General features: G+C 46.0%; 20 protein-coding genes and 1 pseudogene. 13 read left to right on the top strand and 8 right to left on the bottom strand.

Going from position 1 to position 23,584, the window contains the following annotated elements:
* Window positions 1-75: 75 nt before the first annotated feature.
* The 3 genes from N4J56_RS13160 to N4J56_RS13150 all read left to right on the top strand — a co-directional run bounded on the left by N4J56_RS13160 (window position 76) and on the right by N4J56_RS13150 (window position 6,473).
* A complete protein-coding gene (locus N4J56_RS13160; protein WP_317106864.1) occupies window positions 76-747 on the top strand; it encodes a 2OG-Fe dioxygenase family protein in 672 nt (223 codons plus the stop codon).
* Between the two features lie 169 nt (window positions 748-916).
* Complete coding sequence (locus tag N4J56_RS13155) at window positions 917-2,938, top strand: response regulator (protein ID WP_317106863.1); 2,022 nt, start codon at window positions 917-919, stop codon at window positions 2,936-2,938.
* Window positions 2,898-6,473, top strand: coding sequence for a PAS domain S-box protein (locus tag N4J56_RS13150; protein WP_317106862.1), 3,576 nt, complete (start codon window positions 2,898-2,900; stop codon window positions 6,471-6,473). The genes N4J56_RS13155 and N4J56_RS13150 overlap by 41 nt, the downstream gene beginning before the upstream one ends.
* A gap of 27 nt (window positions 6,474-6,500) precedes the next feature.
* Here the strand turns inward: N4J56_RS13150 and N4J56_RS13145 are convergent, their stop codons facing one another.
* The gene (locus tag N4J56_RS13145; protein ID WP_317106861.1) at window positions 6,501-6,635 is read right to left on the bottom strand and encodes a hypothetical protein; all 135 of its coding nucleotides are present in this window, start codon (window positions 6,633-6,635) and stop codon (window positions 6,501-6,503) included.
* Window positions 6,636-6,806: 171 nt separating this feature from the next.
* The gene (locus N4J56_RS13140) at window positions 6,807-7,823 is read right to left on the bottom strand and encodes a transposase (RefSeq protein ID WP_317106860.1); all 1,017 of its coding nucleotides are present in this window, start codon (window positions 7,821-7,823) and stop codon (window positions 6,807-6,809) included.
* A gap of 61 nt (window positions 7,824-7,884) precedes the next feature.
* Between N4J56_RS13140 and tnpA the strand changes: the two genes are divergently transcribed.
* Window positions 7,885-8,292, top strand: a complete 408-nt coding sequence (gene tnpA / locus N4J56_RS13135; protein WP_317106859.1) for an IS200/IS605 family transposase — start codon at window positions 7,885-7,887, stop codon at window positions 8,290-8,292.
* A gap of 161 nt (window positions 8,293-8,453) precedes the next feature.
* Window positions 8,454-8,846 (top strand): annotated as a pseudogene (locus N4J56_RS13130) (hypothetical protein); the annotation flags it as partial.
* Window positions 8,847-9,024: 178 nt separating this feature from the next.
* On the opposite strand, the gene N4J56_RS13125 reads toward N4J56_RS13130, so the two are convergent.
* Entirely contained in the window at window positions 9,025-9,801 is a 777-nt protein-coding gene (locus tag N4J56_RS13125) for a hypothetical protein (RefSeq protein WP_317106857.1), read from the bottom strand.
* Between the two features lie 302 nt (window positions 9,802-10,103).
* On the opposite strand from N4J56_RS13125, the gene N4J56_RS13120 reads away from it, so the two are divergent.
* The gene (locus N4J56_RS13120) at window positions 10,104-11,336 is read left to right on the top strand and encodes a murein transglycosylase A (RefSeq protein WP_317106856.1); all 1,233 of its coding nucleotides are present in this window, start codon (window positions 10,104-10,106) and stop codon (window positions 11,334-11,336) included.
* A gap of 58 nt (window positions 11,337-11,394) precedes the next feature.
* On the opposite strand, the gene N4J56_RS13115 is transcribed toward N4J56_RS13120, so the two are convergent.
* Window positions 11,395-12,645, bottom strand: a complete 1,251-nt coding sequence (locus N4J56_RS13115; RefSeq protein ID WP_317106855.1) for a vWA domain-containing protein — start codon at window positions 12,643-12,645, stop codon at window positions 11,395-11,397.
* 424 nt (window positions 12,646-13,069) lie between these two features.
* Here N4J56_RS13115 and N4J56_RS13110 point away from each other — a divergent pair, with 424 nt between their 5' ends.
* Window positions 13,070-14,437: a phosphatidylserine/phosphatidylglycerophosphate/cardiolipin synthase family protein gene (locus tag N4J56_RS13110; RefSeq protein ID WP_317106854.1), complete on the top strand. Its 1,368-nt coding sequence runs from the start codon at window positions 13,070-13,072 to the stop codon at window positions 14,435-14,437.
* A gap of 172 nt (window positions 14,438-14,609) precedes the next feature.
* Here N4J56_RS13110 and N4J56_RS13105 read toward each other — a convergent pair whose 3' ends face one another.
* Both N4J56_RS13105 and N4J56_RS13100 read right to left on the bottom strand, forming a co-directional pair.
* On the bottom strand, window positions 14,610-15,308 hold the full coding sequence (locus N4J56_RS13105) for a pirin family protein (protein WP_317106853.1): 699 nt from the start codon (window positions 15,306-15,308) through the stop codon (window positions 14,610-14,612).
* Window positions 15,309-15,519: 211 nt separating this feature from the next.
* Window positions 15,520-17,430 carry a transglycosylase domain-containing protein gene (locus N4J56_RS13100; protein WP_317106852.1) on the bottom strand — a complete coding sequence of 637 codons (1,911 nt, stop codon included), beginning with the start codon at window positions 17,428-17,430 and terminating at the stop codon, window positions 15,520-15,522.
* A gap of 176 nt (window positions 17,431-17,606) precedes the next feature.
* Between N4J56_RS13100 and tyrS the strand changes: the two genes are divergently transcribed.
* The 3 genes from tyrS to N4J56_RS13085 all read left to right on the top strand — a co-directional run bounded on the left by tyrS (window position 17,607) and on the right by N4J56_RS13085 (window position 20,484).
* Window positions 17,607-18,869 carry a tyrosine--tRNA ligase gene (tyrS, locus tag N4J56_RS13095; protein WP_317106851.1) on the top strand — a complete coding sequence of 421 codons (1,263 nt, stop codon included), beginning with the start codon at window positions 17,607-17,609 and terminating at the stop codon, window positions 18,867-18,869.
* Between the two features lie 134 nt (window positions 18,870-19,003).
* Window positions 19,004-19,714: an orotidine-5'-phosphate decarboxylase gene (gene pyrF / locus N4J56_RS13090; protein WP_317106850.1), complete on the top strand. Its 711-nt coding sequence runs from the start codon at window positions 19,004-19,006 to the stop codon at window positions 19,712-19,714.
* Window positions 19,681-20,484: a hypothetical protein gene (locus N4J56_RS13085; protein WP_317106849.1), complete on the top strand. Its 804-nt coding sequence runs from the start codon at window positions 19,681-19,683 to the stop codon at window positions 20,482-20,484. Before pyrF ends, N4J56_RS13085 begins: the two co-directional genes overlap by 34 nt.
* Window positions 20,485-20,504: 20 nt before the next feature.
* Here the strand turns inward: N4J56_RS13085 and N4J56_RS13080 are convergent, their stop codons facing one another.
* Complete coding sequence (locus tag N4J56_RS13080) at window positions 20,505-21,197, bottom strand: uracil-DNA glycosylase (protein WP_317106848.1); 693 nt, start codon at window positions 21,195-21,197, stop codon at window positions 20,505-20,507.
* A gap of 79 nt (window positions 21,198-21,276) precedes the next feature.
* Here N4J56_RS13080 and N4J56_RS13075 point away from each other — a divergent pair, with 79 nt between their 5' ends.
* Together N4J56_RS13075 and N4J56_RS13070 are read left to right on the top strand one after the other, a co-directional pair.
* Window positions 21,277-21,468, top strand: a complete 192-nt coding sequence (locus tag N4J56_RS13075) for a hypothetical protein (RefSeq protein ID WP_317106847.1) — start codon at window positions 21,277-21,279, stop codon at window positions 21,466-21,468.
* Window positions 21,469-21,532: 64 nt separating this feature from the next.
* Window positions 21,533-22,231: a phosphoribosyltransferase gene (locus N4J56_RS13070; RefSeq protein WP_317106846.1), complete on the top strand. Its 699-nt coding sequence runs from the start codon at window positions 21,533-21,535 to the stop codon at window positions 22,229-22,231.
* A 43-nt stretch (window positions 22,232-22,274) separates the two neighbouring features.
* Here N4J56_RS13070 and N4J56_RS13065 read toward each other — a convergent pair whose 3' ends face one another.
* Window positions 22,275-22,451, bottom strand: coding sequence for a hypothetical protein (locus N4J56_RS13065; protein WP_317106845.1), 177 nt, complete (start codon window positions 22,449-22,451; stop codon window positions 22,275-22,277).
* Between the two features lie 65 nt (window positions 22,452-22,516).
* Between N4J56_RS13065 and N4J56_RS13060 the strand changes: the two genes are divergently transcribed.
* On the top strand, window positions 22,517-23,578 hold the full coding sequence (locus N4J56_RS13060; RefSeq protein ID WP_317106844.1) for a chlorophyll a/b binding light-harvesting protein: 1,062 nt from the start codon (window positions 22,517-22,519) through the stop codon (window positions 23,576-23,578).
* Window positions 23,579-23,584 lie beyond the last annotated feature (6 nt).

The raw sequence follows: 23,584 nt of genomic DNA, 5'->3' as shown, positions 1-23,584 counted from the left end.
CCAAATTATACTATAAATATGGATTGTTTCTATAAGCAGAAACGGTCGGGATCGAAAATAAAGGATTAGTTTTCTATGCAAAAAGTACTAAATTCAAAAAAATTAGGCTACGACTTATTATTTACATTACAAAAGGCAAATTTTATCAACTTAGAAGAGTTGCAGCGCTTTTTCCAAGATTTGCCAGTAGATCCATACATTAAGGGTAACTATCGCCGCCGCCGTTTATCCCGTTTTAGCATAACAGACGGAAAAGTGGTGAAATTACCTCACGGTCGCTTATTTCAAAGTAAAGAATATAATCCTGTAGTAGGAGATATTCAAAGAGAGTTTCATGAAATTGATGATGCTCTGGTAGTGCATGAAGATTTTACAAGATTGCTGTTTGCCTTTAACGATGCTTGTAAATTGTATTCTGACTCTCGGGAAATTGGCGTGCATCAAATTAGAACGACTTGTTCGGCAACCAATTTTGGCAATCCAGCACCAGAGGGAATTCACCGTGATGGGACAGATTTGATTGCGATCTTTTCTATCGGACGTAATAATGTCCAAGGGGGAGAGACGCACTTATATAGATCTAAAAAGGAAAGCCCTGTGTTTAATAAAACCCTCAACCCTGGAGAACTTTTGCTACTTAACGATCGCGAATTTTTCCATTACACGACTCCCGTTAAACCTCTAAATGATGAGACGGAGGGAACGAGGGACGTGTTTGTATTAACTTGTCCGAGTCTGCTGTCGTAGTCGTTGTCACTTGTAGGGGCGCACAGATGTGCGCCCTTAATTGTTAAATAAAATTGTCGTTGCTAAATCGATAAGAATTACAACAGGCGATCGCAGATTGTCAAAAGTCAGATTGCGAGAGTGTTAATCTTAAGCTTGGCAGACATCCAAGCATATAGAAAAACCTCGCGTGGACATTTTATTAGTAGAAGATGACCAACCTATAAGGGTAGTTTTGGCGGAGGTGCTTTCTAGCCAGCAATATGTTGTGGATGTGGCAACCGATGGAGAAACGGGACTGAAACTAGCACGAGCTAAAGTTTACGATCTGCTGCTGTTAGATGTGATGCTGCCTAAGCTGAATGGGATCGGTTTGTGCAAACTTCTGCGAGCTGAAGGATATCAAAATCCGATCCTATTGCTGACGGGGAAAGATAGCAGTGGCGATCGCGTGGCAGGATTAGACGCAGGGGCAGATGATTACGTCGTTAAACCCTTTGACATACAGGAACTATTAGCGCGAGTGCGGGCATTGACCAGGCGGAGTCACTCAGCGCCATCGACCGTGACAACCTGGGAGAACGTGCAGCTAGATGCAACTAACAGCGAAGTGAGTTGTAACGGACAGCGCCTCAACCTCACGCCCAAAGAATTCTGCTTGCTAGAACTGTTCTTCGGCAATCCTAAGCGAGTCTTCAGCCGTAGTGCCATCCTAGATCGGTTATGGGATGTTGCTGAGTCCCCAGGGGAAGAAACAGTCAGCACCCACATCAAATGTCTGCGGCAAAAATTGAAAGCTGCCGGTGCGACAGACCCGATTGAAACAGTTCACGGTTTGGGATATCGGTTGAGACAAGCTGGTGAGGGAACAGGGAGCAGGGAGCAGGGAGTAGGGGAAAGAGAGCTGAGAGAGCTGAGGGAGCAAGACAAGTCACAAGTCACAAGTCACAAGTCACAAGTCACAATTCAACCCCACATACATCCCACACCCTACACTTCCCACACTTCCCACACTTCCCACACCCTACACCCTACACCCCATTCACGGCTCCCGACTCACCAAGTCCAGTCGAGAACTGCTAAAGTCTGGGAGAGGCATAAGGATAAGATTGTGGCACAAGTAGCTGTGTTGGGGCAAGCAGCACGAGCATTGGTGCAAAATGAGCTAACGCCTCAACTACGACAACAGGCTCACGCTGAGGCGCATAAACTGGCTGGTTCTTTGGGAATTTTTGGGTTAATGGCAGGGACTCACTTAGCGCGGGAATTAGAACTATTGCTGCACCCAGACATAATGCTAGAAACAGCCCAAAGTCAACAGATTGCAGTACTAGCACAATTGTTGCAACAAGAATTGGTAAATCCCGCTGTGCCAACAGCCACGGTAATAGAACCTCAATCCGCCGATCGCGTACCGCTGATTTTGATTGTCGATGACGATCTGATGCTAGCAGAGCGGGTAAGAGTAGAGGCGATCGCCTGGGGAATGCGAGTCGAGGTCGTGACAGATCTCGATGTTGCCAGACAAACGATCGCTCAGACTCCACCAGATGCCGTTCTGCTCGATCTCAACTTTCCCAGCGCTCAAGAAGATGGGATGACGCTGCTGCGGGAGTTAGCCAACCGCTTTCCTACGATTCTTGCGATCGCATTTACGGGAAGAGAAAGCCTAGCAGATCGGGTCGCCGTGGCTCAACTGGGTGGATGTGCTTTTCTACATAAACCATTACCAACTTACGAAATCCTCAAAGCGGTAACAGAAGCACTCAAACTGCAACGCCAGAAAAGCGGAAATCGCGTCATGCTGGTGGACGACGATCCAGTTATCTTAGAAATTCTCTCCGAGCAACTCCACAATTTAGAGATAGAAGTCACGAGTTTGAAGAACCCTAAACAATTCTGGCAAGTTTTCACTACTTTTGCTCCCGATCTCTTAGTCTTGGATATGCAGATGCCTCACTTTGATGGCGTGCAGTTGTGCCAAGTCGTACGGACAGACCCGCATTGGCATCATCTGCCGATTCTGTTTCTCTCAATCAGTGCTACTGAAACAGAGATCGCGCGGGCGTTTGCAGCGGGGGCTGATGATTATATCAGCAAGTCAACTGATGGTATGGAGATCGCTACCCGCATTACGCGCCGCCTGCGGCGAGAACAAAGGAGTTTAGGGGATGAAGCAACAACAAACCCGTCCAGACAGCGAAAAAACTAAAGCAGAACTCCTCATCGAACTTGAAGCCATGCGGTCTGAGGTGGCAAAGTTGCAGCAAGCCTTTCAGTTAGTACTAGCTAACGATATTACGCAACGCCAACAGGCACAAGACCAACTTCAACTAACCCAAGCAAGGCTAGAGCATTTACTCAGTGCTAGTCCGGCAGTCATTTACTCTTGTCAAGCGGTTGGCGATTATGCCGCTACGTTTATTAGCGATAACGTGGCTGAAATGTTAGGCTACGACAGCCGCAAATTTTTGCAAACTCCTAAATTTTGGGCAGACAGGATTCATCCTGACGATGCAAAGCGGGTTTTTACTCAACTAGCTCACCTATTTGACACCGGATCTCACGCTCACGAATACCGCTTTCGGCATCAAAACGGGACTTATCGGTGGGTAAAAGATGAATGCAAGCTAGTCAGAGATGCCGCAGGACAACCTTTAGAGATTGTTGGTTATTGGGTAGATATTAGCGATCGCATCCTTGTCGAAACAGAACTCAACGCTCTCAACGCTCGACTCGAACAGCGCATTTTGGAGCGCACGGCTCAATGGCAAACGACAAATCAAGCATTGAGGCAAGAGATTGCCCAACGTCAGGAGGCAGAAGCAGCGCTGCGCGATCGCGAACGACGATATCAGGCGATTTTTAACCAAACATTTCAGTTTATTGGGCTGCTTTCGCTGGATGGCATTTTGTTAGAAGCCAATCAGACAGCACTTGACTTTGGCGGCTTAACTCATGCTGATGTCATCGGTATCCCTGTTTGGGAAACTCCTTGGTGGCAACCTGACGCAGAATCGCGGCATCGCCTACAGTCGGCAATCAAAGCGGCAGCGGCCGGTGAATTCGTGCGCTACGAAGTCGATCTAATTGGGGCTGGAGGTGCGATCGTTACTGTAGACTTTTCGCTCAAACCCGTATGGGATGAAGACGGCAAGGTGGTGCTAATCATTCCAGAAGGACGCGATATCAGCGATCGCAAACAAGCTGAAGAATCACTGCGAGAAAGCGAAGCCAAGTTTCGCCAATTAGCTGAAAATCTTGACGATGTGGTATGGATTGCAGACGCTAACCGCCAGGTTATTTATGTCAGCCCAGCTTACGAAAAAATTTGGGGTCAAAGCTGCGAAGATTTGTATCGAGATTCTAGCGCCTGGTTGCAAGCAGTCTACTCAGAAGATCGCTCCCAAGTCGAGCAGGCTTTACAAGCGACAACCTTGCACGGTGGTTACGATGCAGAGTATCGTATCATTCGCCCTGATGGTAGGATGCGCTGGATCAGGGATCGAGGATTTTTAATTCGGAACGAAGCAGGTGTCGTTTATCGCATTGCTGGAATTGCTGAAGATATTAGCGATCGCAAACTTGCCGAAGCAATTCTCTACCAACGCCAGCAAGAATTTGTCGCCTTAGTGGAAAATTCCCCCGATGTCATTGCTCGTTTCGATCGCCAATTGCGGCACTTATACATTAATTCCGCGATCGAAAAAGAATTAGGCATTCCCCCACAAGCGTTTATCGGCAAAACCATCCGCGAAATGGGTTTTCCTGCCGAATTTGTGCATACTTTCGAGCCAGCACTACAGAAGGTTTTAGCTACGGGACAAGAGCAAATTATCGAGCTGAGCGCCCAGACTGCTAATGGTACTATAGGGTTCTCGCAAACGCGCTTGATGCCAGAAACCGCCCCTGATGGTACTGTCCATTCTATCCTTGCCCTCGGTCGCAATATTACAGCCATCCGAGCGGCTGAGATCGCCCAACGGCAACAAATGGAGCGAGAGCAACTGCTCAATGCGATCGTCCAACAAATGCGCGAGTCCCTCAATCTAGAGGAAATACTGAACACAACTGTCACGCAAGTACAAGCATTTCTCCAAGCAGACCGAGTTTTAATTTATCAGATCGAACCTGACGGTAGCGGCAAAGTTATAGCCCAAGCCGTTGCACCAGGGTGGAAGTCGTTACTCGATCTCGTCCTTTCAATTGAAGCACTTCCCCTGCATACCCAACAGCAGTATTTGCGCGGCAAGATTGGCAGAATTTGCGATTGCGACAATGCAAGTATTCCCCCTTGTTTGGTAGACTTCATGCACCAAACCCAAGCCAGAGCAAAGCTGACAATCCCAATTATTCAACAACACAAGCTCTGGGGATTATTAATCGTCCATCAGTGCAGCCAACCGCGAGACTGGCAAACTTGGGAACGTCAGTTATTGCAGCAACTCGCTAACAAAATGGCGATCGCAATTCAACACTCAGAATTGCACCAACAACTCCAAACCGAACTGCAAGAACGTCGCCAAATCGAGCAAGCATTACGCCAGAGCGAAACCGAATTTCGCTTACTGAGTGAAAATTCGCCATTAGGCATTTTTAGAACTAACAATCGCGGAGAATATACTTACATCAATCCCCGCTATCAACAGATTTGCGACTGTACGTTTGAAGAGGCAATGGGTAGGGGATGGTTGCAACTGATACATCCAGAAAACCGCGATTTCGTGATTTCCCAGAACTCAAAAGCTGTGGGCGAGATGAAATCATGTCTCAGTGAGTTTCACTTCGTCTGCAAAGATGGTTCGAGCCGTTACTGTCGCGTCCAAGCCGTACCGTTATTTAACGATGATGAGACATACATAGGACACGTCGGCACGATCGAAGATATTACCGAAAGTCGGGCGATCGCTCAGATGAAAAATGATTTCATCGGTATTGTCAGCCACGAACTCCGCACCCCGTTAACATCTTTGCGCGGTTCCCTTGGCTTACTCGCCACTGGCGTTTACGACAACAAGCCCGAAAAAGGCAAGCGGATGTTACAAGTAGCCGCAGAAAGCGCCGCTCGTCTAGTGCGACTCGTCAGCGATATTCTCGATTTAGAGCGGTTGGAGTCTGGCAAAGTTACCCTCGAACGACAACACTGCAATGCCGCAGATTTGATGCTGCAATCTGTAGAAGCTATGCGCGCTAGCGCCGAACAAAACCAAGTTACCCTCTCCCTCACCCCACTCCAGATCCAAATTTGGGCTGCTCCCGATGCCATCATTCAAACCTTGACAAATTTACTCAGTAATGCAGTCAAGTTTTCCGCCCCAGGCAGTACTGTGTGGTTGAGTGCTGAATTAGGGAGCAGGGAGCAGGGAGCAGGGAGCAGGGGAGCAGGGAAGAGAGCTGAGGGAGCTGGGGGAGCTGAGGAGCAACAACCGTCAACTGTCTTCACGGAGTGTAGCGTCAGCGTTTATCGTCAACAATCAACTACCAACTACCAACTACCAACTACCAGCATAATTTTTCAAGTCAAAGATCGAGGCAGAGGCATTCCAGCAGATAAGTTAGAAACGATCTTCGGACAATTCCAACAAGTCGATGTTTCCGATTCTCGCCAAAAGGGAGGCACAGGTTTAGGTTTAGCCATCTGTCGCAGCATCATCCGCCAACATGGAGGACAAATCTGGGCAGAAAGCGTCTTAGGCGAAGGTAGTTCTTTCTACTTCACCCTACCATTGAATACAGTTGACGGTTGACAGTTATCTGTTGTCAGTGGCTAGTGGCTAGTGGCTAGTAGCTAGTAGCTGGTGGTTAGTAAATAGGGTATGGGGTGTGGGGTGTAGGGGAGCCAGTGTGGTCTTGGAGGTGGCGCTATCGCGGACTTCGTCGCCCTCCGTTGAAGCAACTGGCGCTATCAAGGTGTAGGGTTGAATTGTGACTTGTGACTTGTAATTGCTCCCACAGCTCCCGAGCGCTCTCTTTCCCCCGACTCCCGACTCCCGACTTCAACAAATTACCCATTACCAAATAAATTTGCTATACCAGGGTGATGACTGATTCTGGATTGAAAGACTATGATGAACTACACGCTACCCGCCTTGCGGCTGAGGTAGCGGTTTCTGTCGTCTCAACGCAGCCAGTTGCCGGAATCCTCCACAATTTGCAGGGACTACGGTAGAGCTGTCTGCTCCACGACTAAGGACGCTGGTTCCCAACGCCCACGCCAACATGACTTGAGCTGCTGCCACATCGCGGTCTAGCATACAACCGCAAGGGCAATCATGAATCCGCTGACTCAAATCTTTCTTTTCTTTGCGACCACAAGCAGGGCAAGTCTGGCTAGGTGCTACTTTGACTGTAGGAACTTCTACAAAAATGCCTTGACATTCCTCCAATTTGTATTTGAGCAGCGAGATTAGATTCCCGATTCCTACATCCAAAATAGAGCGATTTAGTCCTGATTTTTGTTTCTTGCCCTTGCTTGTTTTTACTTTACGAGTCATTCCCTTAAGATTTAGCTTTTCTGTCGCAACCATGCTATTACGGCTGACTATCTGTGCCGCGACTTTGTGTTGCCAATCTTCCCTAACTCTTGTCACTTTTTGTTGTAGTCTAGATACGATATCCTTTGCTTTCCTCCATCGTTTTGATGCTTTTACTTTCTTGAGCGGGTGCGTTGCGGAGGTTCCCTCCGTTGTAGCACCCCGCGTTTTGAAATTAGGAGCTTGCTTCTTCCTAAGTTTTCTAGAAGCCTTCCAGCCAGCCTTACAGGGATATGTCCAACCACGGTAGTCACGAGATGACTTAAACTTCGGTCTTCCTCCTAACTTTTGAAAAAATCGTTTATAGGCAAAATCAACTCTTTTTACTGTCGCCTGAAGTGCGTGACTACCGAGTTCTTTATACTCGACCCAATACTCTTTAAAGAGCGGTAAAATGTTTTGTTGGTCATAGTAATTAACTGACCTACCGAACTTTTCGTACTCTACTTTTCTGTGGTAAAGACAAGCGTTGAACAAGTCTTTATGAAGCTTTCGCGCCTTATGGAGTTTATCTTCTTGAGTTTTATTTGGGTAAAGCCTAAAAGTTATTCTTCTTGTAGCCATTGCTTTTCGAGCCTGAAGACTCCTAAACTCACAATAATACCTGCGAGTATATCTTGTCAATATGTCCGTCAGAAAAGGTTCTCATAGTGTTTTTAGTGTGCGACTACACTTTGTTTTTGTGACTCACTATCGTAGAAAAGTGATAACCGCCCCAATGCTGGAGCGGCTGAGAGAAATGTTTTGGCAAGTCTGCAAAACAATGGACTGCGAACTTTTGGAATTTTCTGGGGAAGCCGACCACGTACACGCCCTGGTTGACTTCCATCCTAAAAACTCAATTTCGGCGGTGGCTGGTTCGCTTAAAAGTGCAAGTGCTAGAACAATGAAAAAAGATTTTCCAGAACAAGTAACAAAGTTCTATAATGGTGTTTCTTTCTGGTCTAATTCTTACTATGTTGCCTCTAGTGGTGGCGCACCAATCGAGAAGCTAAAAGAGTACATCAAATCTCAGGACACACCCAAGGTCTAAGAGGCGATTCCACTTCGTTCCATCGCCGCGCTGTCCTTCCCCATGCTCAGCATAGCGGCATGGGGACTGCCGCGCCTTCGTTCAGTCTGGGTTGGAAATTTGCCGCGATCGCGCTCATCTGTGCTGTCGGACTCAACCTTAAATTACTGTTTGTCAGCCACAAGTTAAAATTTAGTAAAGATAATGTTAGTTTAGTTAAGCTTTTAGATGATATCGATCGCTACAATGATGTCATTAAAAGCATATATATCAACGATCAAATTGAAGAAGCCGGAAATCCTGAAGTTGGCATTAAAGATCGGGAAAAGGTTGTTGAAGCGTTGCAGCTAACCAGAATAGATTTAGTTCGCGCTCTGAAAACAGAGAAAATTTTAAGAGAAAACAAACGTTTTATCGCTCGTAATCCTGAATTATTTGCTAATAATCTTACTGCTTTGACTGCATTACAAGTAAGCGATCGCGCTAGCGAACACGGACGATTGTTGAATGAGGCTTTACAAATTGCCGTTAGCGCTCAAGCAGAAATGAGAAAGTTAAAACAACAACATTCTTAAAATTGGGCGGTAAAACAAAGAGATTTCGATCTATTATCTCACATTTATATAGCAATCCTACTTGAGTTATAAACGCATCGTTATGATGGTTGACAGTTGACAGTCAACCGTTAATAGTCAACAAGCAACACCCAAGATTTCCGAATCATTTAGGATTGCTATAGTACTTCTTAGATGACTACCAAGTTAAATCGAGTTTCGCAGATGTTGTTGAGTCGGAATAACTTGCCGATCTCGACTTTACCAATTTTACATAAACCTTGGATTTATTTGACAATTTTCTGGTTCGCTCCACATGTTCTTGAAGTTGCCTTACGTTTGCCTCTGTTTTCGTTCGAGATGCTTGCAAACGCTGAGACATAATCGTTTCCTTTCCAAATTGCTGCGGCAATTCTGTTAATTTCCAAGCTACTTCCTCTTGAGATTTCATGAAATTAGCTTGATTAGCAATAAACTGAAATCCAAGCTCTTTGCATTGAAAGTTAAGTTGCTGTGAATGAGCTTTTAATTCTTTTGAATCATTTAAGATTTGCTGAGCTACCATGTTCGGTAGAGTAGCTGTGTTGGCGATTGCCTCTTCTACCTCCAGTTTCTTTGCTGGGATGGCGCGACCGGAAGTAGCATTGAATAATGCAGCTAAAGACTCGCTGACTGAAACTTGCAGATCGAGTGCTTTACTTTGGTAATCTTTTGCTGGGGTAATCTCTTGCTGCTGTGGGGCGAGTGCGCGGCACAATTCTTTGTTTGTTTGTTCTAATTCTTGCTCTAGAGCGTGTATTTGCTGGTGCTTATCAAGTAACTCTGCTCCTAGATGTTCTACCAATCGATGCAAAGACTCCATCTGTTCGCGGAGAAACTCTACTTGTTCGCGGAGAGTCTCCACCTCTTGTGAAGTAGATATCGATGATAGTTCCATGTTGGTATCGATTGAATGCTCTAGCTCAAATGCAGTCATAGTTACATTCCATCTGTCTGAAGGCTTAGGTTAGTACAACTGTCTTAGTATAAGCGATCGCTACATAACTTAGCATTATCTTCCTTGTATGGGCTACTATCGGGCGAATAGGATTTACAACTAATGGATTTACAATTTCTAAGTTATTTTGACTCCTTTTTACAATGTTGGTATTTGAGTTATTCATGCAGAATTACAACTATTAAATTACTGAAAATTTTAAATGCGATCGCAGTATTCACTAGTCTCAGATCGAGTTAATAATTACGGAATAACATTAAATCTTATTGGCGATCGCTAAAATGATGAAACAGACAGTAGCACTATTTACCTTAGTCCTGGCTCAATCACTGTCGGCAGACGTTAAAGGTAACGCTTCGACCCGCGCTTCTACAATTGATGCTAGCGCTGCCACAGTCCAGCTCGTACCTGCTAATATACAACAAAAATCCGATCGCTTGGGTTGGGACGAACAGATTTGGGGTCAAGGTAAAAAAGGCGATCGCCAAGCTTTACTCAAAGCGATCGATAACAGTTTGCGATATTTGCGATCGCCGCAAGCAATTGCAGCTTATCAACAGTATCCCCTACGCGAGATTACCCGCGATCGCGTCTGGCGTAGTTTAGTGCGATTTCGCCAGTTGGTTATTAACTCCCGCTCTCCAGAACAACTACAAGCCGCCGTCCAGCAAGAATTTGAACTGTATCAATTTCCGGCACAAGACGGTAAGAGTGAGGTACTATTTACTGCATACTACGAGCCGATCTATCATGCCAGCCGCGTTAAAACGGCTGAATATCGCTATCCTCTTTATCGACTCCCACCCGACTTTGCTTCGTGGACTGAACCCCATCCTACCAGAGCTGAATTAGAAGGCGAGAACGGTTTATTGGGAGCGAAGAGTCGGCTGCACGGACGAGAACTGGTTTGGTTGCGCGATCGCCTAGAAGCCTTTCTGGTTCACATTCAAGGCTCGGCACGCCTGCACCTGACAGATGGTAGCATCATGACTGTCGGTTATGCTGGAAAGACTGAGTTCCCTTATACCAGCATCGGCAAAGAACTGATTAAAGATGGCAAACTTCCCGCCGATGGGTTAACTCTACCTGCTGTGTTGCAATACTTTCGCCAACACCCGGCAGAATTAAACACCTATCTACCCCGCTACCGTACTTTTGTCTTTTTTCAACCCACCAACAACGCTGCACCTCACGGATACCTGGGAGTACCAGTCACAGCCGAGCGATCGATCGCCACAGATAAGTCACTTACGCCGCCTGGTGCTTTAGCGCTGATTCATACCCAAATTCCTTATTTCGATCGGCAAGGACAGCTAGAACAGCGTACTGTTAGCCGCTACGTCCTCAATCAAGACACGGGTAGCGCCATCAAAGGAGCGAGTAGAGTCGATTACTTTATGGGAACAGGCGATCTAGCAGCCAAACGCGCTGGAGTTACAGTCAGTAACGGACAACTTTATTATTTGTTGTTGAAGGGAGCAGGGAGCAGGGAGCAGGGAGCAGGGAGCAGTTAAAGTCTTCTTGCTTCTCGCCTCTCGCCCTTTTCACGCACCACGCACCACGCACTACTAATTATTGCGTTGCCTGTGCCAATTCCTGCCGAAATAAATTTAAATCTATTTGAGGATTCCCAGTATTAGCTAATAAGCGATCGCGCCATGTTGTAATCCGCTCTTGCCTTTCTTTCAAACGGGCTAAAACATGATTATTATACTTAAGATTTGTTCCTTGGAGTGCAGATAGACGATTAACCTGACTAATAATTTGACCTAGCTCGCGATTCATTTTAACTGTAGTACAGGCTGTAATCTGATTGATGTTAGGATTAGCACTTGTAGGAGGTTGAGGTCGATTTTCTGTTAATTGAATTGTTGTATATTTCTCTGCTTCGATTTTCTCTTGTGTCCGTTCAAAAGCAGTATTGAATTCATTGGCATCGCGCGCTAGAAAGTACTCACCTCCGCCAGCTTCAGCTATGGCTTGCAACTGCTGCTGCGTGGTTTCGTTTTCATCTAAGCTAACTACATTTACCGTAATTTCTGCCGGAGAATTGTGTAGCTCTCTGGCTACTGCTACAGCATCACCATTACAATTGTCTGCCCCATCAGTAATTAAATAAATAATATTTTGATTGCTAGCACCATCGCGATCGCTTAGAATATCGTTTAATCTTGATAGACTTGCCGTTATTGGTTTATAAATTGGTTTAAATTCAGCCTCTGATGTGGGTTCGTTGGCTGGTGCTAAAATTAAGCTGCTCAACTGTACTAGGGAATACATAGTTTCGCTAGCAGCACATACAGTAGTTGGATCTGTTGTTGCATCGGCGCTACGATTGCCAAATAGATTAACTCCAACTTGAGTTGTAGAAGGAAATGTACTGACAAAACGAGCGATCGCAGCTTTAGCAATGTCGAATTTTGTAGTACCGCTACCTGTAAACACTCGCATAGAGTCAGAAGCATCTAACACAAATATTTTATTCTGCTGCTTCATTTTAGTAATTTTTTCTGTGGGATCTACCTCAGAAGCATTTGAGTTCGTAACCGAATCGAGATTAACTGATACAGGCTCTAAACACTCTTGATAATTTTCCCCATATTGTGCCAATAGCTGCTGATAGTAGGCTTCTGCTGCATACGGATCGAGTTCGGTAGATCGATCCGATCGTGTTAAGTTTGTCTTGATTTCTGTAGTTTGAGTAGTAGAAGTTACATCAGAATTATTTACATAATTGTTTTCTTCAGCATCGCAGCCGCTGATGGCAAGCGATAAAGGAGTTAATACTAAAAGTAGTGAAGCGCAAACTGTTTTGATTTTCATGTCTATCTTTCACTTACTACTTATGTTTTTTGATACTTATATTGCAAGTCATGTTGCAAGTTTACTATGGCGGTCGCATTAAGGTTGTTTATTTTAGATATTAAGATTTATCGTGTCTGAATAGCAATAAGAATAGCAGAAAGTTTTCCCCGAGCCAATCTGCACAATCCTGTGCGATCGACAAGATCGCTTTGGCGTAGTCTAATACCATTTTACTTTTTGACTACGACAAGAGAGATCTCCCCAACCCCCTTAACAAGGGGGGCTATAGAAGCTCATCATTTTAGAGAAATGGTATGAAGATAACAATTCTCGGAAATTGGGAATTATAAGTTCGTATCGCCATAAGTCAGGCTTACCTGCTACCTGTGACGACACATTTCTCAGAACTTCAAAAAATGCCTAGAGAACGCGACTTTTAGGAATGAGACAGAAACGCTTAATTCGTCCCCAGCATTTACGAACAGTCAAAATAGCTTCATTTGTATTTTTACTAGTTTTTGGGTTTGTTTTATTTCAAATATTCAAACCCAAAACACACATAGAAATTACTCAACCGCTCCCTCAAGACTCTGCTATTCAAGTTTATTTTAATCAAAATCAAGCCGCTTCATATCAAGACCCTTATCGGCATTTTATGCGTCTAGGGGACAATTTAGAACAACAAGCGATCGATGCCATATCTCAAGCTCAATCGTCAATCGATCTAGCAGTGATGGAATTTCGACTCCCTCTGGTTGCAAAAGCACTCGTTGCTAAACAGAAAGCAGGTGTAAAAGTTAGAATAATAATTGATAGTCAATATAATAAAACTTTAGCAGATTATACTTCAGCGGAAATTGCTCGGATGAAGCAACACGATCGCCGAGCTTACGAAGAACTAAAACGATATCCAATCGATGCCTTAGCTTTGTTGCGATCGCATGGCATTGAAATTAAAGATGACAGCGATACTGCCAATGGTAAAACAAGAGGCAGTGGGTTAATGCACCACAAATTTTTAGTTGTAGATAATAAAACCACAATTATATCTAGCGGTAACTTTACAACTTCCGATTTGCATGGAGATTTTCAGGTTCCGGCAAGTCGAGGTAATCCAAATAATAAGGTCGTCATTCCCAACAATCCTCAAATTTCTCAAGCTTTAACAGATGAGTTTAATTATATGTGGCAGGGATTATTTAAATCTCATAAACCTCGCAGACAGCCTTTAACAATTTTAGTGGGAACGGGTCATGTTACGCTGAACTTTTCGCCCGCTCATCGTACCGAAAGCCTCAGCATGACTAGTAATGGTACAATTTCTTACTTTATCAAAAGTGTGAAAAAAAGTGTACATGTTGCCGTTTTCGTGTTTTCAGATCGAGAAATTAGCGATAGTTTAGCAACAGTACGCGATACAGGAGTAGAAGATATTAAAATCCTAATAGATCCAGATTTTTATCGACAATCTTACTCTAAAGCCTACGATGCAATGGGATTATGTCCGACTCATCGCAAAAAGGGTTTTAATAATATTAAACCTTGGTATCGTCCAATTAATACAGTTGGTTTTCCTAAAGCAATAACAGGCGATCGCGGCGTACATAGCAAAATGGCAATATTAGATAACAGACAGGTAATCACAGGTAGTCATAATTGGTCGGAAGCGGCAAATTACTCTAATGATGAAACCTTAATTATTATCGATCATCCCACAGTTGCAGCCCACTACGAACGGGAATTCGATCGCCTTTACCGCACGGCAATATTAGGAAAAGCGAGTATGCCTCAAGCAAAACCATGCCGTTAAATCAGTTATCAGTTGTCAGTTATCAGGAGTTGTAAGGGCGGGTTTAGCCAGCAGATTCACGCTTAGTAACAATAAATCTTTATCCAAAACCCGCCCGTACAGGAGTCAGGCAATTTTGAATTACAAATTGCGAATTGCGAATTGATATTGTCTCCCTCAACTCCCGCAGCAGTTACGCTAAATCGAAGAGTAAGATTTCCGCATCGCGATCGCTACTTATTTCTAACAGTTCAGCGGCGCTGGTTGCTACTCCATCTCCCGCGTTCAAGCTATGACCGTTGAGCGTCACTGCACCCCGCGCTACTTGCAACCAAGCATAACGATTTGGTTGCAATTGATAAGTGACCCGATCTTGCGGTTGCAATATGGCTGAATACAAATTCACGTCTTGATGAATTGTCACAGCACCATCGCGTCCATCTTTAGCGGCAATTAAGCGCAATTTTCCTTGTCTTTCGGCAACTGAAAAGGCTTTTTGTTCGTAACTCGGCTCTAAGCCTTGGCGATCGGGCAGAATCCAAATTTGTAAGAGGTGAACTGGTTCGATAGCAGAAGAATTGAATTCGCTGTGCATAATTCCCGTTCCAGCACTCATTCGCTGGACTTCTCCAGGTCGGACGATCGCCCCATTACCAATACTATCTTTATGTTCGAGCGCGCCTTCAAGGACGTAGGTGAGAATTTCCATGTCCCGATGTCCGTGAGTTCCAAACCCTTTTCCTGGTTGGACTCGATCTTCATTAATCACTCGCAGCGATCGAAACCCCATGTGAGAGGGGTCGTAGTAGTTTGCAAATGAAAAGGTGTGATAGCTATCTAACCACCCATGATTCGCATGTCCCCGTTCTTGGCTTTGTCTGAGTGTAATCATATCTTTCCTCCAACTTGGATTGAGGTATTTAATTCAATATCAATTAATTTAATATTAAATTAATTAGCTAAAAAAAGGGAACTGCTACCATGTACGGCTTTCCTGACAAAGAAAGTGGTGTAGTGGTGCGTGGTGCGTGGTGAGTCAATTCTCTCCCACAGCTCCCACAGCCCCCTCAGCTCTCTTCACTCCCTCAGCTCCCTCAGCTCTCTTATTTAGGTCGATCGAACTGAGAAGGGGGACGGAAGTTTTCGACTGGAGTATTTTTTAAGGCTTGTGACATGAACGATCGCCAGATCGGGGCAACGAATACGCCACCTGTTGCACCTTTACCTACAGGACGGTAGTTGTCGTTGCCGACCCAAACCGCTGTGGATAGTTGAGGCACGAAACCAACAAACCAAATATCCCTTTCTGAGGAAGTGGTTCCCGTCTTACCTGCGGCAGGGCGACCGATTTGAGCAGCGGTTCCCGTACCGCTAGTAATTACCCCTTTCATCACGTCTGTTAAGGTAGCGGCTGCCCAAGGCTCTAAGACGAGTTGGGGTTTGGGAGAGTTATCGAGGATAACGTTACCACTACTATCGGTGACGCGGGCAATAATAGTTGGTTTGGACTGCCAACCGTAATTAGCAATTGTCGCGTAGGCGCTTGCCATTTCCAAAGGCGTGACACCGATCGCTCCTAATGGTAAAGATGGGACTGGTTCCATTGGGCTGTTGATGCCTAAGATGCGGCACGTCTCGACCACCTTATTCAAACCCACAGCGCTACCTAATTTCACGGCGGGGATGTTACGCGACACTTCGAGCGATCGCCTCACTGGCATGGAACCGTTGAAAGAGTCATCGTAATTTTTCGGAGTCCAAATTCCTCCAGGGATGCGGTAACTGACCGGACTATCGTTGATAACACTATTGGGCGTAAATTTTCCTGAAGCAAATGCCGTGTAATAGACAAACGGCTTAAAAGAAGATCCTGGCTGGCGGCGAGCTTGAGTCGCTCGGTTAAATTCGCTTTTTTGATAATCTACCCCACCTACCAATGCTTTAATAAATTGAGTGCGCGGATCGACTGACACCAAAGCCATTTGGTCGGCGCGGACTCCCTGAGAGCGAATGGTTTTATGCCATTTCGTGACAGTTTCTTCGGCGATCTGCTGCATTCTGGAATCAACGGTAGTTTGCACCCGCAGCCCACCTTTTTGCACGGCTTCTAGTCCGTATTCCCGTTCTAACTCTTGAGCCGCAGTATTGGTGACGAAGGGCATACTACTACGTTGGAACGAGCGAATTTTTCCAAGGGTAATTTTCGTTTCTCTTGCTTTCTCGTCTTCCTCTGCCGTAATCCAGCCCAAACTTCGCATTCGGTTCAAAACAGTTTCTTGGCGTTGTTTCGCCGTTTTCATGCTGACAAATGGGCTGTAGTTTTGCGGTGCTTGAATGATTCCTGCCATCATCGCCGCTTCCGCCAAATTTAAATCTGCGGCTGACTTGCCAAAATAGCTTTGGGCTGCTGTTTCTACACCATAGGTGTTGTGTCCCCAATACACTTGATTGAGGTACATTTCTAAAATTTGGTCTTTGCTGAGAATTTGTTCTAAACGAATGGCTAAGACTGCTTCGGCAACTTTGCGGCTAAATCGGCGCTGCTGCGTCAGAAAAATATTTTTAACGAGCTGCATCGTCAGTGTCGAGCCGCCTTCTGCAACTGCTCCGCGCTGCCAGTTGACGATTGAGGCACGCCCGACGCTACTAATATTTATGCCGTTGTGGGAATAAAAATGACTGTCTTCGATCGCCAGGACTGCTCGTTTTAATTCTGGAGAGATTTTATTTAAAGGTATGACTTCGCGATTGGCTTCGCCGTGAATGCTGGCAAGAACTTTGCCGTTTATGTCATAAAAATAAGATGTTTCAGAAGGAATATAGTTACGCAGGACTCTGACATCGGGTAAGTTGCGGAAGCTAATTGCTAAGCCGACTAGCCCTCCAGCTACAATGGCACTAGTCAACATAATGACTGCTAGAAGGGTTCCGCCTGTCACCTGACTGACTTCTTTAATAAATTTCCAGCCAGGTGATGAATATCTCGGTTTTTCTCGGGCAATACTAGAAGACACAGCGGTTTGATTTCCTTATGGAACAAGTGAGTAGTGAAGAGTCGGGAGTCGGGAGTCGGAATTAATTGGTAAGTGGTAACTGGTAACTGATAACTGATTACGATCGCGATCGCCAAATCAGCGGATAATTTTGTCACTATAGTAGTCTGACAATTAAGCGATTGAGAAGGTTGCGAGTGAGTGTAACGAATTTATCATCCCCAAGGCAAGAGCTAAGCTCTCAATTACCCACCGCGACACCCGATCCAAATTGGCTACGGCGCGGTGTCAGCGAAATCTTTCCAGACCAGCCTGATTCTAGCAATCCTGAAGAAAGTCTGGAAAAATTGTTAAAAACGACAAATAGACCCTTGCGTGTCAAGTTCGGGATTGACCCCACTGGCGCTGAGATTCATCTAGGTCATAGTATTCCAGTCCGCAAGCTCAGAGCGTTTCAGGATGCCGGACATAAAGCGGTTTTGCTGATTGGCGATTTCACCGCTAGAATTGGTGACCCCACTGGCAGATCGGAAGTTCGCCGTCAATTGAGTGCGGCAGAAGTTGCCGAGAATGCTAAGAATTATTTAGATCAGGTACGTCCAATTTTAGATTTTGCTCCCGACAAGCTGGAAGTTCGTTACAACTCAGAATGGTTGTCAAAACTCGATTTGACCAAAATTCTAGAATTGTTGTCTACGATGACTGTCGGGCAAATGTTGGCAAAAGAAGGGTTTGCCGAACGTTACGAGAAAGAAAATCCCATTTACATCCACGAATTTCTCTATCCCTTGGTACAGGGATACGATTCTGTAGCGCTAGAAGCAGATGTAGAGTTGGGTGGAACAGACCAAAAATTTAACATTGCTGTAGGGCGAGATTTGCAAAGACATTTCGGACAAAAGCCGCAATTTGGCGTGCTGTTACCAATTTTGATTGGCACGGATGGCAACCAGAAAATGTCTAAGTCGCTGGGAAATCAAGTGGGACTGCTAGAAGACCCGCTATTGATGTATTCTAAGCTGGAAAAAACGCCAGACCATTTGCTAAAAGATTATTTCGAGCTATTGACAAATTTACCCTTAGATGAATTGCCGGAAACTCCCCGCGATCGCCAGAAGCTGCTTGCTTTAGAGGTTGTCAGTCAATACCACAGCAAAGAAGCCGCTCAAAACGCTCAAAAAGCAGCAATGTCACTGGTACAAGGCAATACAGCCGATACTTCAGCCGTACCAGAATTTTCGCTATCTCAAATCAAATTTCCGGCGAAATTGTTTTACGTTGTCAGCGCTAGTGGTTTGTGTCCGACTAGTTCTGAAGCCCGCAGGCAAGTTCAAGGTGGAGCAGTTAAACTGGATGGCGATCGCCTCAACCAAGTAGACCTAATCTTCAATTCTCCAGATGAATTGGATGGTAAAGTCTTACAGGTTGGCAAGAATAAATTTGTCAAACTAGTAAAGTGAGTAGTGAGTGGTGTGTGGTGCGGTGCGTGAAAGACTTCTGATTCCCGTACGGGCGGGTTTAGCATAGAGATTGACAACCACAACCTTGAATTTTTGGTCAAAACCCGCCCCGACAATCCCGACTCCCGATTTCTATGCTTTCAGACAAAATCATTGTTCCCCTAGACGTACCAACAGAAGCAGAGGCGATCGCGCTTGTGGATCGGTTGCCCCAGGTAAGCTTTTGGAAGGTAGGGTTAGAATTATTTGTTAGCTGTGGCGGTGGTATTCTCAGTACGTTGAAACAGCGGCAAAAGCGAATATTTCTAGACCTCAAGTTTCACGATATACCGAATACGGTAGCTGGGGCATGTCGAGCAGCAGCAGCGTATGGAGTCGATTTAGTTACGATTCATGCGACTGCTGGTAAAGATGCTTTGTCACTGGCTCAACAAGTGGCGCAGGAGGGAGCAAAGACGGCGGGTGTAGCACCACCAAAATTAATTGCGATTACTGTTTTAACGAGTCTTTCTGCCCGTCAGCTTGCCTTTGAGTTAAAAATTCCCCTGGAATTACCAGAATATGCCTTAGAGATGGCTTTACTAGCAAGAGAAGCAGGGTTAGATGGGGCTGTTTGTTCGCCGCAAGAGGTGGAACAGTTGCGGCAGACTTGCGGCGATGATTTTCTCTTAGTTTGTCCTGGGGTGCGTCCGAGTTGGGCAGCAAAAGGCGATCAAACGCGATCGCTTACGCCCGCGCAGGCAATTCAAGCAGGGGCAGATTATCTCGTCATCGGTCGTCCAATTACTGCTGCTGCCAATCCAGAAGAGGCGTGGGAACGGATTTGTCAGGAGATAGCGGCGTGATGAAGAGAACTGAGGGAGCTGGGAAAGTGAGGATTTTACAGTTTCTCTGGATTTTTGTTACCTTTTTATCGCCACTTCCTGCTGTCTCGACTACCCCAGCCGGACGCACAGCCGTGCACTCCTACCAACTTTTGTACGGGCGGGTTTACCGAGATACTTCACTAATAACAAATATCTTGGGTAAACCCGCCCCTACGACTCCCGACTCCCCTGTACGGGCGGGTTTTGAACCAAGATTTCCGGGTGAGGCTGACAATTTATCTGCTAAACCCGCCCCTACGACTCCCGACTCCCGTTGTTCTACTCAAGATATTAAAACCCTGACCGATCGGCTTCTCAGAGATTTACCGGGATATGCCAATCGCACCAGTCAACGCGCTCGTAGGTTGAGTCGCAGTACAGATCTTTACACGTATGTATTGATAGCAGGGAATCCAGAGTTTGAACCTTTAACTACCGATCCTGGTGTTTACCAGCCTAAATCGCCGCAGGCGGATGGTGAGGACGTGCAGCAGGTCTTTTTTACTACCTTGGAGCGACAGTACTTAAAGGATCGCGCCATAGAATTGCAGGGGTTTCACTGGGCTTTTTTCACCGAAACTAAAGATGGATGGCGTTTGGCTAGTATGTTTACTCGAATTGGCGATCGCGCTGGCAAAAGACCCCCCACGCCACCAGAGGAAACGAGTGATGGTATTATTGCCCAGGCAATTGAAACTTGGTTGCGCGATTGTCGAGCCAGAAGTCGGGCGCAAGATGCGAAGGAGTAGGGTGCATTAAATAACGCACCCTACTGGCGAATCTCATCCAGTTTTTTTCTCACTTCTTGAATATCCTGCCACATCAACCACTTAGGACTACCTTTTTCGCGAGATTGGTTGCGTAACAAATAAGCAGGGTGGAAGATGGGCATACACAAGCGTCCTTGCCACTCCAACCACGTACCACGAATTTTAGATATCGCTCTTTTTTCGCCTAACAAGCCTTTGAGTGCTGTTGCACCAGTTAAAAGAATAATTTTTGGATCGATTAGGCGAATTTGTTCTAACAAATAAGGCTTGCAAGCCTCTACTTCATCAGTTGTGGGGGTACGATTCCCAGGTGGTCGGCATTTATTGATATTGCAGCTATATATATCTTTGTCTGTATCTAAATTTACAGAATCTAGAATTTTGTCTAAAAGTTGTCCAGCTTTCCCCACGAAGGGCAACCCTGTCTCATCTTCGTTTTGCCCTGGTGCCTCGCCAATAATCATAATCGGGGCTTGGGGATGACCTCGCCCAACTACGGCATGATGGCGCGTTGCTCCTAGTTCGCAGCGCTGGCACTGATTGCAGTGCTGTGCCAATTCAACTAGGCTGGGGTAAGTCCCTATGGGAATGGGAATTTTCGCATCTGTAGGAATCAGATCCAGTTGCGGCGGTGCGACTGGTTCGACGACATCTGAACTTGCAAATAAGCTGAGTTGGTCTTCGCTAGACATGGAATAAAAATTGTAGCTGCGCTAGCAAACCTTCCAATTGTAGCGAAATTGTGACTTCTTTAACCCTCTTTCTATCTACTTGGCTCCCCTACAACTCTCGACTCCTGTACGGGCGGGTTTGGAAACCCGCTCCTACCGACTCCCGACTCCCGTACGGGCGGGTTTGGAAACCCGCCCCTACCGACTCCCGACTAAGACTGAAAATGAGAAAACTATTACTGAAAAAATAAATCTTGTTGCATTTGCTAGCCGATTGGAAAAAAGCCTGTAGAACACAGTTAAACTGCGGAAACATCCTTGAAGATATAAGCAGTATGCCGTCCTCAGCCGAAAGTATGTCAACTGCTATATTGTTTCGCGATCGCGTTGCTGCTGGAGAACAACTAGCACCGGAAATTCATCGTCTTCTGGACAAAATTACGGCTGTTTCTAACGTTGCCCCTTATCCGATTGTCTATGCTCTACCACGAGGGGGATTGCCCGTAGCAGTGCCAGTAGCGCGGCGGCTGCGTTGTCCGATAGATATTGTCGTGGCAAAAAAGATCGGTCATCCCCAAAATCCAGAACTAGCGATTGGAGCAGTTACAGCAGATGGTAACGTCTTGTGGGCAGGACAAACATCAATTGCTCTCCAAAATTCACCACCGGGAAAAATAGCGTTGGAAGCAGCCTTGAGCAAGGCAAAATTGCAGATGGCAGTCCTCAATTCTGGTCGCCCCCAACATGGCGCGATCGCGCAACAAACGCGAGATACGATCGCGATCTTAGTCGATGATGGCGTTGCCACTGGAATGACGATGGCAGTAGCCGCCCAAACGCTGCGATCGCAAAATCACATAGCAGTTTGGCTCTGCACTCCCGTCGCACCTCAAACCTTGCTACCTTGGCTAGAACAATGGGGCGATCGGATAATCGTTCTGCACACACCCAAATCTTTTCTGAGTGTCAGCCGCTTTTACGAAGAATTTCCTCAAGTAGAAACAAGAATCGCCCTTGCTTGTCTGCAACAACAGAAGTTGTGGTTAGGGCGTTAGAAGTCGTAAGTCGTAAGTCGTAAGTCGCAACTCGGAAGAGTAGCTAGTGGCTGGTGGCTAGAATTGCTTCCTTGTCCCCTTGTCCCCCTTGTCCCCCTTGTCCCCCTTGTCCCCTTGTCCCCTTGTTCCGCTCCCTGCTCCCTGCTCCCTGCTCCCTGCTCCCTGCTCCCTGCTCCCTGCTCCCTGCTCCCTCAAAAATTTTAATAAAAACTATTGTCAATAAGTAGATTCATGTTGTAATCTGTTCTCTCAGGTTGTTGAATATTATTCTCAATAGGAGGTACGGTGACAACTGTTGCTAAGAGTCCGTTATCGGTAGAGCAAAACGCTACCGAAGTTCCCTGGTGGGCGGGGAACTTTCGCCTGACCAATTTATCAGGGAAACTCCTGGGCGCTCACATAGCCCATGCAGGGCTAATTGTGTTCTGGGCGGGAGCAATGACTTTATTTGAGCTGGCTCACTTTAATCCAGCCAAGCCCATGTACGAGCAGGGTTTAATTCTACTACCTCACCTAGCAGCTCAAGGTTGGGGCGTGGGTGCTGGCGGCGAGGTGACAAGCACATTCCCCTATTTTGCGATCGGCTCGATCCATCTAATCTCATCTGCATTTTTGGGTTATGGCGGGATTTTTCATGCCCTGCGCGGTCCAGCCACTCTAGAAAATCGGTTTCGTTTCTTTGGCTACGATTGGGCAGATACAGGCAAAATGACCACAATTCTTGGCATTCACCTGGTATTGCTGGGGATAGGTGCATTCTTATTGGTCGCCAAAGCAATGTACTTCGGTGGTTTGTACGACCCAGCAGTGGAAAATGTCCGAGTTGTTACTAACCCTACACTCAATCCAGCCAGAATTTATGGTTATCTGTTCGGTGCAGTAGGCAATTTCTGGATTGCTGGCGTTGACAACCTGGAGGATGTTGTTGGCGGTCACATTTGGGTTGGTGGAATGTTGATTTTGGGCGGGTTGTTCCATATTGCAACCAAGCCGTTTCAATGGACGCATCCGCTATTTGTTTGGTCGGGAGAAGCTTACCTTTCCTATAGTTTGGGTGCTTTGGCGCTCATGGGCTTTATTGCGACTCTCTTCGTCTCAGTCAACACTACCGTTTATCCTGAAGTATTTTACGGTCCTGCACTCACGATTCGGCAGAATCTCGTACCTTACTTCTCATCACCCGATCCTGAGTTCGTGACTTCTCGAACTTGGTTAGCTAACACTCACTTCTGGTTAGCTTTCTTTTTCCTACAAGGGCATATCTGGCACGCACTGCGATCGCGTGGGCTGGATTTCCGTAAAGGTCGGGTAAGTGAGGCAGCAATCCTTCCCAAACCGATCGCCTGAAGTTTG

The sequence above is a fragment of the Chroococcidiopsis sp. SAG 2025 genome, from assembly GCF_032860985.1.
Classification (GTDB): Bacteria; Cyanobacteriota; Cyanobacteriia; order Cyanobacteriales; family Chroococcidiopsidaceae; genus Chroococcidiopsis.
The sequence above is the reverse complement of the archived record's forward strand: the minus strand, read 5'-3'. Positions and strand labels throughout refer to the sequence as shown.

Bases quoted from the DNA above. Each gene is read 5' to 3' on its own strand.
- N4J56_RS13160 (WP_317106864.1), top strand. From the start codon at position 76: ATGCAAAAAGTACTAAATTCAAAAAAATTAGGCTACGACTTATTATTT.
- N4J56_RS13150 (WP_317106862.1), top strand. From the start codon at position 2,898: ATGAAGCAACAACAAACCCGTCCAGACAGCGAAAAAACTAAAGCAGAA.
- N4J56_RS13140 (WP_317106860.1), bottom strand. From the start codon at position 7,823: ATGGCTACAAGAAGAATAACTTTTAGGCTTTACCCAAATAAAACTCAA.
- tnpA (WP_317106859.1), top strand. From the start codon at position 7,885: ATGTCCGTCAGAAAAGGTTCTCATAGTGTTTTTAGTGTGCGACTACAC.
- N4J56_RS13125 (WP_317106857.1), bottom strand. From the start codon at position 9,801: ATGACTGCATTTGAGCTAGAGCATTCAATCGATACCAACATGGAACTA.
- N4J56_RS13120 (WP_317106856.1), top strand. From the start codon at position 10,104: ATGATGAAACAGACAGTAGCACTATTTACCTTAGTCCTGGCTCAATCA.
- N4J56_RS13115 (WP_317106855.1), bottom strand. From the start codon at position 12,645: ATGAAAATCAAAACAGTTTGCGCTTCACTACTTTTAGTATTAACTCCT.
- N4J56_RS13110 (WP_317106854.1), top strand. From the start codon at position 13,070: ATGAGACAGAAACGCTTAATTCGTCCCCAGCATTTACGAACAGTCAAA.
- N4J56_RS13105 (WP_317106853.1), bottom strand. From the start codon at position 15,308: ATGATTACACTCAGACAAAGCCAAGAACGGGGACATGCGAATCATGGG.
- pyrF (WP_317106850.1), top strand. From the start codon at position 19,004: ATGCTTTCAGACAAAATCATTGTTCCCCTAGACGTACCAACAGAAGCA.
- N4J56_RS13080 (WP_317106848.1), bottom strand. From the start codon at position 21,197: ATGTCTAGCGAAGACCAACTCAGCTTATTTGCAAGTTCAGATGTCGTC.
- N4J56_RS13070 (WP_317106846.1), top strand. From the start codon at position 21,533: ATGTCAACTGCTATATTGTTTCGCGATCGCGTTGCTGCTGGAGAACAA.